This window comes from Halomonas sp. TG39a (assembly GCF_000744395.1).
In the GTDB taxonomy this organism is placed as follows: domain Bacteria; phylum Pseudomonadota; class Gammaproteobacteria; order Pseudomonadales; family Halomonadaceae; genus Vreelandella; species Vreelandella ventosae_B.
Map to the genome: position 1 here is coordinate 1,679,377 of NZ_JQLV01000001.1, position 13,100 is coordinate 1,692,476.

Consider the following 13,100-nt stretch of genomic DNA (forward strand, 5'->3'; position numbering starts at 1 on the left):
GCGCATTTGACTACGCATTTAGGCGTAGAAAGTGAACACAAAAAAGCCGGCTCCTGGGCACAGGAGTCGGCTTTTTTTACAGGTAATACCTTGAAAAATAAGTATTACTTAACGTTTTCTTGTTCCCGCCTAGGCGCTGGTTCAGATTTCGCGTTGTGATCGATCAGCGTGGTTTTGTTCTTGGCAAAGGCATCGTAGGCGAAATCGTCCACGGTGAGCATTTCCAGAACTTCGGTCTCGAAGGTGCGCATAAACTCGGCATCCTCGGCACTGATCAAGCCTTTTTCCAAGCCAGCCTCAACGCGTGCTTCAGGGTGAAGCGCCGTCTGCGGTAGCTCGCCTTTGGCATAGGCCTTGTTGACGGTGCGATAGATTTTCTCGGCGCGGTCATAATCCACCAGCAGGGCGTTGTAGCGTGCCAGCGGGTTGCGCTGTTCACCGTCGTCCGCATCCCAGGTGTTTTCCAGCAGTTTGGTACGCAGGGCACTGTGAGTAGACACACGCTTAGCGATATCGCGAGCCAGATCGTCGTGTGGTTTGTTCCAGCGGCGGCCGGTGGGCATCACTACGGCGTTGAGCGTTTTGCCCAGCGCACGGTTGGGTAAATTATCAAAAATCTCTACAAACGCCTGCTCGGCACGCTGGAGCAAGAAACGGCAGCTGTAGTGCAGCAACGCTTCTTCGCCTTCTACCTTGCTGCCTGCTTGCCACTGTTTGAGCACCATGGAGGTGAGGTAGAGGTTAGACAGCACGTCCCCCAGCCGCGCGGAGATCATTTCGCGTTTTTTAAGTGCTGAGCCCAAGCTCGCCATGGCGGCGTCGGCACACAGGCCAAAGCCAGCGGAGAGGCGGGCAATATCCTGAGCATAGACGGCGGCGGGGCCATCGAAGGGCACGCTGGCTTTGCCGATGCCAAAGCCCAAAGTAAAGGCGCGGGCCGCGTTACCAAAGATTAAGCCCGCGTGGCCGAAGAAGGCTTTATCAAACGCCTGCATATCATTGGCGTCTTTCGCCGCCAGCTCGTCCAGCACGTAGGGATGGCAGCGGATAGCACCCTGACCAAAGATCATCAGGTTGCGGGTCATGATGTTGGCGCCTTCCACGGTAATCGCCACTGGGTTGGCGCTGTAGCCGATGCCCAGGTAGTTACGTGGGCCAAGGGTCACCGCCTTGCCGCCGTGAACGTCCATGGCGTCGCTAAGCAGCACGCGCTGGAACTCGGTCAGCTGGCTTTTCAGGATCGCCGAGGGTACGGCGGGTTTTTCTCCGTGATCAATCATATTGGCGGTTTGATACACGGTGGCCTGGGAGATGTAAGCCAATGCCGCCATACGAGCGAGAGGCTCTTGCACACCTTCCATCTCGGCAACCGGCACATTGAACTGGCGACGAACGCGGGTGAAGCCGCCGCTCCAGCCCAGGGCGTAGCGGGCGGTGCCGGTAGCACCGGATGGCAGCGTGATGCAGCGGCCGATAGACAGACACTCCACCAGCATGCGCCAACCTTGGCCGATCATATCTGGGCCACCAATAATGGTGTCCAGCGGTACGAATACGTCTTTACCGATAATCGGGCCGTTCATAAACGGGCTGCCGATAGGGTGATGGCGGCGGCCGATTTCCATACCGGCAGTATCGCGGGGGATTAGCGCCAGGGTAATGCCACGATCCTCTTCGTCACCCAACAGTTTTTCCGGGTCAAACAGACGGAAGGCCAAGCCTACGACGGTGGCAATCGGTGCTAGGGTGATCCAGCGCTTTTCGAAGTTAAGGCGCAGGCCAAGCACTTCTTCACCATTGATCGTCTGTTTGCAGACGACGCCGGTATCGGGCAGCGAGGTAGCGTCTGAACCGGCACGGGGTCCGGTGAGGCCAAAGCAGGGGATTTCACGACCATCGGACAGGCGCGGCAGGTAGTGATCTTTCTGTTCTTGGGTGCCGTATTTGAGCAGTAGCTCGCCAGGGCCTAATGAGTTAGGCACACCCACGGTGACCATCAAGGTTTCGTTGGCAGAGAGCTTTTGCAGCACCATTGACTGCGCTTTGGCCGAGAAGCCAAGGCCGCCGTACTCCTTCGGAATAATCATGCCGAAGAAGCCCTCTTTCTTCAGAAAATCCCACAGCTGCTGGGGCAGGTCGGCGCGCTCTTGGGCGATATCCCAGGCGTTGCACATACCCGCGGCTTTGGCGCACTGATTATCCAGAAAGGCTTGCTCATCGTCGCGCAGGCCATCGTCTTTAAAGGCGAGCAGCTTTTCCCACTGGGGCTTGCCTGAAAATAGCTCGCCGTCCCAAGAGACGCTGCCTGCCTCCAGAGCCGTGCGCTCGGTAGCGGACACTTTGGGAGCGACTTTTTTAAAGGTGGCGAATAAACGCGGTGTAAGCCACTTGCGACGCAGCGCGGGCAGGCCTGCCACGGCTACTGCCGCAGCGCCAAGAAGCAGCAGACCACCAATGATTTCCGCGTCAAACAGTAGGCCAACAAGGCCTAATACGCCAAACACAGCTAGCGCCGCGGGGGCGCCTGCTTCGCGACGCATGACCACGAGCAAGCCGACAATGGCGAGCACGATCAGAAGTAGGGTGAGCATAGGTTATCTCTCTTTTTGCTGGCCACTGTTGCAGGCCGACTGTTGTTAATAAAACGCGAGTAACATCGTTGTTGAGATATTGAGTCGAACACTTGTTTGAATATTGGCAGATGGGGGCTATCACACGCAAGTTTTTAGGCACGTTTGGCGCAGCTTGTTCCTTTAACGTAGCCAAAAAAAACGCCATGGCGGCAAGCCATAGCGTTTGGAGTGGTAAACAGACTAAATGTTCAAGCGCGTTTGGCCGGTGCACCGTTTGCCACATAGTAGTCAACGCTGGCGCGGGGAAGCGGCTCGTGTCCCTTGATGCGGTCGGCGATTTTCTCCGCTAGCATAATCGTCGGCGCGTTCAGGTTGCCGGTGGGGATCACCGGGAAGAGTGAGGCATCGACTACGCGTAGTCCCTCAATGCCATGAACGCGGCCCTGACCATCGGTGACTGCCATATCGTCATCGCCCATTCGGCAGCTGCCGCAGGGATGGTAGGCGGTTTCGGCGTGCTGTTTGACGAAAGCATCCAGCTCCGCATCGGTCTGGACGCCTGGGCCAGGGGCTATTTCACGGCCACGATATTTATCAAACGCTGGTTGGGCGATGATATCGCGGGTGAGGCGAATGGCATCGCGGAACTCTTGCCAATCTTTCTCTTTGGCCATGTAGTTGAACAGTATGCTGGGTGCGGCGTGAGGGTCTTTCGAGGTTAACCGAATACGACCGCGGCTTTCCGAGCGCATAGAGCCAACATGGGCCTGGAAGCCGTGGGCTTGCACCGCGCTTTTGCCGTTGTAGCTAATCGCGATGGGTAGAAAGTGGTATTGCAGATTGGGCCACTCTTCTTCATCGCGGCTGCGGATAAAACCACAGGATTCAAACTGGTTGCTGGCACCCACGCCAGTCCCTCTAAACAGCCACTCGGCGCCAATTTTGGGCTGGTTGTACCACTTCAGCGCCGGGTAGAGCGAGATAGGCTCTTTGCACTCGTACTGAATGTACATTTCCAGGTGATCCTGGAGGTTTTCACCTACGCCGGGCAGGGCATGTACCGTCTCGATATCGAGCTCTTTAAGCAGTTCTGGGTTGCCGATGCCGGAGCGCTGAAGAATTTGCGGGGAGGCGATAGCGCCACCGCACAGCAGTACTTCACGACGGGCGTAGGCCTGCTGCTTTTCGCCCTTTTGTTCATAGCGCACGCCGACTGCCCGCTTACCTTCAAACTCAATGATGTCGGTGACGGCATGGGTTTCGATGGTGAGGTTGTGGCGCTGCTTTGCGGTATCCAGGTAGCCGCGGGCCGTTGAGGCGCGGCGGCCTTTGGGCGTAACGAAGCGGTCCATGGGGCCGAAGCCCTCTTGCTGGTAGCCGTTAACGTCTTCGGTTTCCGGGTAGCCCGCCTGTTTTCCCGCTTCAATAAAGGTGCGGTAAAGCGGATTGTTATCTGTTTTTGGCGTGGTAACGCTGACCGGGCCGTCGCCACCGTGGTAGCTGTTGGCACCGATGTCGCGGGTTTCGCACTTTTTGAAGTAGGGCAGGCAGCTAAGGTAATCCCAATCCTCAAGACCGGGCTGTTTGGCCCAGTTGTCGTAATCCAGGGCGTTGCCGCGGATATAGCACATGCCGTTAATCAGTGAGGAGCCGCCCAGACCTTTGCCGCGACCACACTCCATGCGGCGACCATCCATATGCGGCTCGGGGTCGGTTTCAAATGCCCAATTGTAGCGCTTGCCCTGTAGCGGAAATGCCAGGGCAGCGGGCATTTGGGTGCGGAAATCGAAGCGGTAGTCAGGGCCGCCCGCTTCTAACAGTAGTACGCTGACGCTGCTGTCTTCGGTGAGGCGGGTAGCGAGCACGTTGCCCGCCGAGCCTGCGCCGATAATGATGTAATCAAATTCGCGTGGTTGAGACATAGTGAATTACCGAGTCTGAAGATGGGGCGGGGCTTCCTGGCGGTAGCTTTACGCGAGGGCGCTGTGAACCCATCCCTGGGCGCTACTTTTCCCATCTGACCGCCACGGATGGCGGGAATGCCGAAACTGAAGGGACCAGGTTTCGGCCATGGGAAAAGACCCTCGCTACAAGCCACCCCCAGCGCCCTGGTCGGTTAGTGCGCAAAAAGTGGTGCTTTGATTTAAAACACTGACTCGAACGGCCCCATCTCGATTTGTACTGACTTGGTCTGGGTATAGTGGTTTAGCGTCTCGATACCGTTTTCACGACCAATGCCAGACTCTTTGTAACCGCCTACCGGCATTTCGGAAGGTGACTCACCCCAGGTGTTGATCCAGCAGATACCCGCTTCCAACTGATGAATCACGCGGTGGGCGCGATTCAGGCTTTCGCTGAAGACACCGGCGGCCAGGCCATAGGTGGTGTCATTGGCGCGACGAATGACTTCTGCCTCGTCGTCAAAGGCGAGTACCGACATCACTGGGCCGAAAATCTCTTCGCGCACGATACGCATTTCGTCGGTGCAGTCGGTAAACACCGTGGGAGCAGCCCAGGCGCCATCGGCAAAGCTGCCGCTGTTCCAGTCGTCGCCACCCACGAGCAGGCGAGCGCCTTGCTCTTTGCCCAGGGCAATATAGGAGAGCACTTTCTCCTGATGCTCGAAGCTGACCAGCGGGCCAAAGTTAACGCTTGGGTCCATGGGGTCGCCTGCCTTGATACGCTTGACGCGTTCCACCAACTTGGCTTCAAAGGCATCTTTAACGCTGCGTTCAACAAACACCCGTGTGCCGTTGGTGCAAATTTGGCCGCTGGAGTAGAAGTTGGCCATCATGGCGGCGTCGGCAGCGCGATCAAGGTCGGCATCTGCAAAGACCAGGAGCGGCGATTTGCCGCCCAGTTCCATGGTGACGTCTTTTAACGTCGAGCTAGCGGCGGCGGCCATCACTTTCTTACCGGTGCCCGCTTCGCCGGTGAACGAGACTTTAGCGATGCCTGGATGCTCGGTAAGCATGGCGCCCACGCTGCCGTCACCCTGTACCACGTTAAAGACGCCGTTAGGCAGGCCGGCTTCTGTGAATATTTCCGCCAGTTTCATCACGGTAAGCGGGGTCACTTCGCTGGGCTTAAACACCACCGCGTTGCCTGCCGCCAGCGCGGGGGCAGCTTTCCAGCAGGCAATTTGAATGGGGTAGTTCCAGGCGCCAATCGCGCCGATCACGCCCAGCGGCTCACGGCGGGTGTACACAAACGAGCTATCACGCAGAGGAATCTGGCTGCCTTCAATAGCAGGTGCTAAACCTGCGTAGTACTCCAACGCATCCGCGCCGGTCACGATATCGACACTGGCGGTTTCGCTGATCGGTTTGCCGGTGTTGCGGGTTTCCAGTTCGGCAAGTTCGTCATTGCGCTCTCTTAATAGCGCAACGGCGCGCAGCATGATGCGTGAACGCTCCATGCCGGTCATCGCCGCCCACTCGCGCTGGCCGCGCTGGGCTGCGGCGACGGCTGAATCGACATCGGCTTGACTGGCTTGGCCGATAGTGGCCAGCAGGCTGCCATCAAAAGGGTTGGTAACGGTAAACGTATCGCTTGAAGTGGCGTCTACCTGGCGACCATCAATATAGAGTGGCTGTACATCTTGAGCGGCCATGTAGGACTCCTTAAATAAGATAAAAATTAGCTGTAAGTGTTGGATGCGGGTTGTTGGCATCCATAGTGAGCAAAAAGCTGATCGAGATGGGTGTGGGCAAGAAAGCGCGCTTCTTCAGCATCAAGGCCTTCTGGCGTTAGTGCGCCGCGTAGCCATAGCCCATCAATCATGGCGGCCAGACCGCGGGCGGCGTTACGGGCCTCTAAGCGAGGCATCACACGTCGAAACTGGTGACATAAATTGCTGTAAAGGCGTCGATCATTAACGTTTTGCAGCCGTTGCAGCATCGGCTTGTGCATGCTGCTGGCCCAGAACGCTAACCAGGTCTTGGCGGCGGGGCCGGTGACCTGAGTGCGGTCAAAGTTACCTTCAATAATGGCACCGATATGGGCGCGCGGAGAGTCGTCTTCTAACGCATGGCGGCGCACCGCAACAGCCGTGGTTAGGTCGGTCAGGATTTGCCGCATGGTCGCTTCCAGCAGGCCATCTTTACCGCCAAAGTAGTGGCTGATAATGCCCGCTGAAACGCCCGCATGACGCGCAATGCGCATCACGGTGGTTTCGGCTAGGCCGACTTCATCAATGGCTGCCATGGTCGCATTTATTAACTGCTGGCGGCGTATCGGTTCCATTCCCACCTTTGGCACAGTGTTCTCCTAGAGATGTTCTCCCAATTCGTTGAATGTCTGACGCGGGTCGATGCTTGAAACCCGGGCGTAGACATGATTACCTAACCATGATGGCATTTTTTTATTGAACGTTCAATCAATAAAAAGACGTCGACAATATTTATCGCTTTAAGGGGACAACGATGATGAGCAGAATTTCTTCACGCTACGCGGGTGCTTTATTACTGGCAGCGGGTTTGCCAACGGCGGCTTATGCCAATGAGTGCAGCAGCGTGCGCTTTGCCGAAGTGGGTTGGACGGATATCACCGCCACCACTGCGCTCGCCAGCGAAGTCCTCGAGGGGTTGGGTTACGAGCCGAGCGTGGATACAGTTTCCGTACCGATTGCCTACGCCGGTATGCGCAACAATGATTTCGATGTCTTCCTGGGTAACTGGATGCCCTCCATGGCCTCCATTAGTGATCCTTACATCGAGCGCGGTGAAGTCGAACGTCTGGTAGCCAACCTGGAAGGGGCCAAGTACACACTGGCAGTGCCTCAATATGTTTACGATGCAGGCGTAACGTCGGTTAACGATTTAGCAGAGCACGCAGATCAGTTTGATAGCAGCGTGCACGGCATCGAAGCGGGTAACGACGGCAACGAGCTCATCGAGCAGATGATCGATGACGATGCTTACGGGTTAGGCGATTGGCAGGTGATCGATTCCAGTGAAGCCGGCATGTTGGCAGAACTGCGCGCTCGGGTGCCTAATGAGCAGTGGATGGTGTTTTTAGGTTGGGAGCCGCACCCCATGAACTCCAACTTTGATATGGCCTATCTTTCTGATGCCGATGACTATTTTGGCCCCGATTTAGGCGGCGCGACGGTGCATACCAATACCCGTGCCGGTTTCGTGGATGAGTGCCCCAATGTGGGAGCGTTATTACGCAATATGACGTTTACACTGGAAATGGAAAACCAATTGATGAGCGCGATCATGGATGATGGTGAAGACCCTCGTGATGCCGCTCGGGAATACTTGAACGCCAACGATGGTGTGCTGGATGAGTGGTTGGAAGGTGTGACAACCCGCGATGGCGAGCCTGGAGCAGAGGCTGTTCGCGCCGCTATTCAGTAAGCCAATTTCGGTACGCTTTTTGACTAGCAGGGCAAGCCGGAATCCGGCTTGCCTTTCGTCATTAAGGTAGGCATAATCTGCACCCGTTGATGAGGAAAAGGCTACGTAGCTCAGCTGGTTAGAGCACATCACTCATAATGATGGGGTCCCCTGTTCAAATCAGGGCGTAGCCACCACATCAACCTCAGCACACTCGCTACTGCCTGTAAGCAGTAGGATAAATCACAGAGTGTGCCGTTATGGTGGCCCCTTAGGTCCTCCCGCAACGCTAAACTGCGAACCCCGCCAGGCCCGGAAGGGAGCAACGGTAGTGGTGGCTGCGTGTGCCGGGATGTGGCTTTTGGGGCCGCCTCCATTTCTTGTCGTTTCCAGTCTGTTGTGACATAAATTCCAGCCAAAATGACATAATTTGCGGTTTGTCGTGACATAACCGATTTTTGTAGTAATCCTACGAAATGGTGTGGTGTCATGTATAGGCGCAAAGTCTGCCACTCTCGTGTCAAAAATCTCTATAAATTTGCAGCGCAAAAAATTATAACTTAATAATTGTTGAGTCTTCGCAGAGGGTTTATGCATCCGCCATTTTTTCATTCTTCAATTTTACCTAGCGGCATAAATAAGAGGCCTATTTCCTAAATTAAATATTAAGTTTGTTAATTCAATAAATATAAAGCTATAAAGCTATAAAGCTATTAAGGTTCCAACTCCTGCAGCTCCTAAAGCGTCAAGCGTTTCTATTAACTCAATTTCTACTATTTTTAATACATTGTAAGAAAATAGCGACTGAGCAACTGTGATATACCAGCTGACATTACACTTAGTGAGGCGATGATAATCTCGATTTTTTCTATTCCCGTCATCCATAGAAGAAGCGTTAGTAAAGTGACTAAAACAACGCTGGCTCTAATGGTAGGCCATTCAGCAGAATGAATAGATGTATTGATGCCGCCTACCAAGTCCTCCGAGGTTGCCATTTTTTTGGGTAGCAGCCGTCTCCAAAAAACTTGGCTGGAGTCCAATAAATGCGATAAAACCATGTGCATACACCAGAATAGTTGAGCAGAGTGGATAGCAGCTTGCCATGGAATACTTAACGATCACTTAAGCATTTATTAATTGGTGAGACTCCGGCACGTTTGGCTAATATCTTTTGCCTGCTGGTAAACGTCCGTTGCTACGTTAAGCAAACCCAGCACGCTGTGAAATAAGTTATCGTGCGAGGCAGTTTCATCAGCGACTTGGCGTAAGCAGTCCGTATTAAGCCCTTGCTGCTGTGAGAATGAACTGGACAGCCACCAAACCATAGGCACATGCGTCTGTTCGTCTGGGGCAATGGCGTAGGGAATGCCGTGCAAATAAAACCCCTTTTCGCCTAATGATTCACCATGATCAGAGAGATAGATCATCGCAGTTGCGTAGTCATCCTGACGCTTTAACATCTCAATCACCTGATCCAACACAGTGTCGGTATACAGAATGGCATTGTCGTAGCTGTTGGTAATAGCATCACTTGAGCACTTGGCTAAATCCGCAGTGGTACAAGAGGGAACAAAACGTTCGTAGTCATCAGGGTAACGTTGGTAATAGCTGGGGCCATGGTTGCCTAGCTGATGCAGCACGACCACCTGATCAGCTGAGGTACCGCTAATTTGCTTGTTCAAGGCTTGAACCAGTGCTTCATCCAAGCATCGCCCTTCTGGACACAAAGACGCATACTCCTCTGGCGAGAGCGCTTTTGTTGTCACTCCGTCGCAGACACCTTTACAGCCTGACTGGTTATCAAGCCAGGTGACCTCTAACCCGGCGTGGGCTAATACGTCCAGCAAGGATTCATGTTGCTGAGCATAAGATTTATCGTAATCAGCACGCCCTGGTAATGAAAACATGCAGGGTAATGAAACTGCAGTGCTTGTGCCGCATGAGGAAACATCTGAAAAATTGATAACGTCAGGCTGCAGGGCAAGTTTAGGTGTGGTTTGGCGTTCATAACCATTTAACCCCCAATTCGCCGCCCGTACCGTTTCGCCCACCACGATGACGAGCAGTGTGGGTTTGTCACCCGCTTGTGAACTGATACTGGCGTCCTCACCCACTGGGGAACGCACCGTATTCGCGGAAGCGTGTTGGCTGGAAAGCGCCTGCGCCATCGAAACAATATAATTACCTGGGGTCACCAAGTAGCGAAGCTCTTTATTGTTGCGCATGAGTGACGACACTTCTTGATAAGATAAAAAGAGCGCTAACAGCAATATAACAGTGCTGGCAAGGCAATAAGCCAAGCGACGCAATATTGCCTTCTTCCAGGATGAAGGTGTGATGTTAACGCGCCAAATCATGACGGTAGGCAAGCCAAAAAAGATGGCCAAATGAATCAGTAAACCAGCTGTGAAAAGTTCCTGTGCTTCGTTAGTATCCGTTTGAAGCACGTTGTCTAACATTGAAGTATCAAAATAGGTGCCGTAATAGCTAGTAAAGTAACTGACGAAGGCGGCAATCAGAAACAGTAAGATTAATAAGGGTTTTACCAGCGTTCGAAAAGCAAGGCTAATGAAGACCAAATAGTTAAGGCAGGTCATCACCAAAAACATATTGGCAAAGGTTAGCCATGTCTGGACGGCAAGAAGGTCATAGCCAGCAAAGGCTTGTTGCCAAAAAGGCATATTGTAAAAAACACTGAATATGACAACGACCCATAAGACAAGCTGCTCCGTGCTTAATGTCGGGCGATAATGCCAAGCGGTGCCAACAATTTTTGAAGGCAATGATAGTAAAGGGGGCATCGAAAGGCTCTCTGTACGAAAAGATTAATGAACGCTGGGGGTTAATAAAAATCTTGAAAGGACAAAGCTTACGGTCCAACAAATCATGACGGTCCAGAGGTCGTGAGAGAGAAAGTGCGCCCCGCGTAACTGTTGAGTGATCCCAAACGTAAGGCCAAGCCCTAAACCCAGTGCAAGCCCTGCCCATCGCCAGTTGGGCCGTATGGCGGCAAAAAAGAAGTAGAAGGCTATCCACGTATAGCCTGCGCTGGCATGCCCGGCGGGAAAGCAGGCGGACGCTGGTATTGAAGAAGGCCGGTTGTTGAGCAAGCCAATAAAGTCTCGTGCCCCACCATAGCGATCTAAATCCCAAGGGCATTCCATGCTCACCAAGTGCTTAATTGTTGCGACAAGCAGCGTTGAAATAAGCGTTGCGGAAAAAAGATATAAAAGCGGCGTGCGATACGCTTTAAGATGCGTCACCATGGTACTTAGTATCAATAGGAGTAATGTGGCTAAACCCATCGTCAAGCTTAGCCATTTGCCGCCTTTGTGAAGTATTTTTTGGGTAATTAAGGTATCTTTCCATGCCCAGAAATTTCCCTGAAGACGGTATATAAAGTCAGTTAACGTGAAATCTATATTTAAAATGCTGAAAACTGACATGGCGATTAGAAATAAAATCCATGTGGATGCTACGGGTTTGAGAACATTTAGTAGAGTAGTACGCATAGCCACACACCCATCATCATAAAAAGGGTCATCATGACGGCGGCAGCCCCCATGTCTTTAGCACGTCCGCTAAGTTCGTTATGTTCTAGTCCGATACGGTCAATGGTGCTTTCTATGGCGGAGTTAATGAGCTCCACTATCAATACAAGTGTGAGTGAAGAAAACAGCAATGCTTTTTCCACAGAAGTGACATTAACAAAAAATACAAAAGGGTAGAGGATGAGACAGAGCATTACCTCTTGTCGAAAGGCAGATTCATTTATCCAGCAAGCTTTTAAACCCGATGCTGCATTTCTAGAGGCGCGGAATATGCGTTTAACACCCGTGCCATTGGGTTTTGACGTCGTTGAAATAGGCAAGGCAGTACTCTCGATAACGTAACAGTAGGGTCACTATAAAGTGCAAAACTTAACGAACAGTTATGCACTTTAATTCAGTAGCTAGAATACAAAGGGTCAGCACTGGGTGGTGGTGTTACCCACTGTGTTAGTTGGTTTGTTGCCGAGGCCGATTGAACGGGAGCCGTTGAGTTTTGGCCATCAAGATTAGCGCGTATGGCTTCTATTACCGTGCTGATTTCTGGGCGCCACAGAATAGTGTCATAGGCTTCTCGTGGTACGAAAGCGAGTGATTTTTTCTGACGTACTAGGGAAATGGTGGCGACATCGAGTGCTGCCGCTAAGTGCATAGGCCCCGAGTCTGGCGTCACGAGTAACCGCGCACGTTCCAAAACGGCGGCAAATTGGCGGATAGGAAGTGGTGGGCATAAGCTGCCATAAAGTGATGACATCAAACGCCGCTCAATAGGTGCTAGAAGCCTAAACTCCTCCGGTCCAAGAAATACGACATAGCGTATTTTACTGGCTTCCATGGCATCGATGAGCATTAACCAAAATTCCAACGGCCAACGTTTGTTTTGATGCCCACCAACGAAGATGGCAATAAAATTTGTATCTGATGGATGATCGCTATGAAGGCTGACAAGCTGCTGTATTTTCGTCATTGCCTAATTGCGTTCCTGCTCTGTTGGCTGGAGCAATGGCCGGTTACGGCAGTCAACACCGAGCGGACGTGTCAAGTTGACGATGGCATCGTAGGCATGTGATGACTTACCTTCCGCCTCAATGCTGTACCAGCGCTGGTGACCTTTACGTGAACCCATGCTGTACCGTGCCCCTATTAACCGGGTCACGATAAAGCCGCTCGTTGATCCTCCGCTCACTTGTACCGCCAGGTCATAGCGTTGTGCTCGTAAACGTCGTAATAATGTCACACACTGCCAAGGTCGAAGAATGGCGCTTCTAGACAGTAAAAAGAAATAATCAACAGGTCGTTGTTGCAACAGTGGCCATGTTTTATCAGTCGCTAAATAGTCTATGCGCGCGCAAGGAAAACGTTCACGAAAAGCATCGATGACAGGGGTACTAATTAGCGCGTTGCCTAGACGAAAATTGGGGCGAATAATTAGGATTTTTTCTATGCCCACAAGGCTGTCAATGGTTTCTGGTTCAGGCGCTTTGACGATATACTTTATGCCTCCCAGTAAATATCGCTTCATTTTTTTTCTAAAAAACGGGCCATTATTTTTAAATAATAGTTTGTTCTAATGAGGGTTAGTAAGTGCATACTCTGGCGCTCTGTTCAGTTAATTGAAAATGACCTGCCCACGGTAG

10 protein-coding genes, 1 tRNA gene and 1 other RNA gene are annotated in these 13,100 nt (G+C 52.6%); 3 read left to right on the forward strand and 9 right to left on the reverse strand.

The window, feature by feature from the left end; translation table 11 throughout:
* Positions 1–104 precede the first annotated feature (104 nt).
* From U738_RS07365 to betI, 4 genes are all read right to left on the reverse strand, one after another.
* Positions 105–2,591 carry an acyl-CoA dehydrogenase gene (locus U738_RS07365; RefSeq protein WP_035578851.1) on the reverse strand — a complete coding sequence of 829 codons (2,487 nt, stop codon included), beginning with the start codon at positions 2,589–2,591 and terminating at the stop codon, positions 105–107.
* A gap of 230 nt (positions 2,592–2,821) precedes the next feature.
* Positions 2,822–4,495 carry a choline dehydrogenase gene (gene betA, locus U738_RS07370; protein ID WP_035578854.1) on the reverse strand — a complete coding sequence of 558 codons (1,674 nt, stop codon included), beginning with the start codon at positions 4,493–4,495 and terminating at the stop codon, positions 2,822–2,824.
* 221 nt (positions 4,496–4,716) lie between these two features.
* A complete protein-coding gene (gene betB / locus U738_RS07375) occupies positions 4,717–6,186 on the reverse strand; it encodes a betaine-aldehyde dehydrogenase (RefSeq protein WP_035578857.1) in 1,470 nt (489 codons plus the stop codon).
* Between the two features lie 26 nt (positions 6,187–6,212).
* A complete protein-coding gene (gene betI / locus U738_RS07380) occupies positions 6,213–6,833 on the reverse strand; it encodes a transcriptional regulator BetI (protein WP_186436934.1) in 621 nt (206 codons plus the stop codon).
* 164 nt (positions 6,834–6,997) lie between these two features.
* Between betI and U738_RS07385 the strand changes: the two genes are divergently transcribed.
* The 3 genes from U738_RS07385 to ffs all read left to right on the forward strand — a co-directional run bounded on the left by U738_RS07385 (position 6,998) and on the right by ffs (position 8,282).
* Positions 6,998–7,936, forward strand: a complete 939-nt coding sequence (locus tag U738_RS07385; protein ID WP_081899056.1) for a choline ABC transporter substrate-binding protein — start codon at positions 6,998–7,000, stop codon at positions 7,934–7,936.
* 99 nt (positions 7,937–8,035) lie between these two features.
* A tRNA-Met gene (locus U738_RS07390) sits at positions 8,036–8,112 on the forward strand.
* Between the two features lie 73 nt (positions 8,113–8,185).
* Positions 8,186–8,282, forward strand: an RNA gene (gene ffs, locus U738_RS22885) — signal recognition particle sRNA small type.
* Between the two features lie 766 nt (positions 8,283–9,048).
* Here the strand turns inward: ffs and U738_RS07395 are convergent.
* The 5 genes from U738_RS07395 to U738_RS23570 all read right to left on the reverse strand — a co-directional run bounded on the left by U738_RS07395 (position 9,049) and on the right by U738_RS23570 (position 12,985).
* The gene (locus U738_RS07395) at positions 9,049–10,698 is read right to left on the reverse strand and encodes a phosphoethanolamine transferase (RefSeq protein WP_235208636.1); all 1,650 of its coding nucleotides are present in this window, start codon (positions 10,696–10,698) and stop codon (positions 9,049–9,051) included.
* 42 nt (positions 10,699–10,740) lie between these two features.
* Entirely contained in the window at positions 10,741–11,427 is a 687-nt protein-coding gene (locus U738_RS07400) for a phosphatase PAP2 family protein (RefSeq protein ID WP_035578864.1), read from the reverse strand.
* On the reverse strand, positions 11,409–11,786 hold the full coding sequence (locus U738_RS07405; protein ID WP_231896716.1) for a diacylglycerol kinase: 378 nt from the start codon (positions 11,784–11,786) through the stop codon (positions 11,409–11,411). Before U738_RS07405 ends, U738_RS07400 begins: the two co-directional genes overlap by 19 nt.
* Positions 11,787–11,860: 74 nt before the next feature.
* Entirely contained in the window at positions 11,861–12,430 is a 570-nt protein-coding gene (locus U738_RS23565; protein ID WP_231896715.1) for a glycosyltransferase family 9 protein, read from the reverse strand.
* Between the two features lie 3 nt (positions 12,431–12,433).
* On the reverse strand, positions 12,434–12,985 hold the full coding sequence (locus tag U738_RS23570) for a glycosyltransferase family 9 protein (RefSeq protein ID WP_235208637.1): 552 nt from the start codon (positions 12,983–12,985) through the stop codon (positions 12,434–12,436).
* Positions 12,986–13,100: the final 115 nt, after the last annotated feature.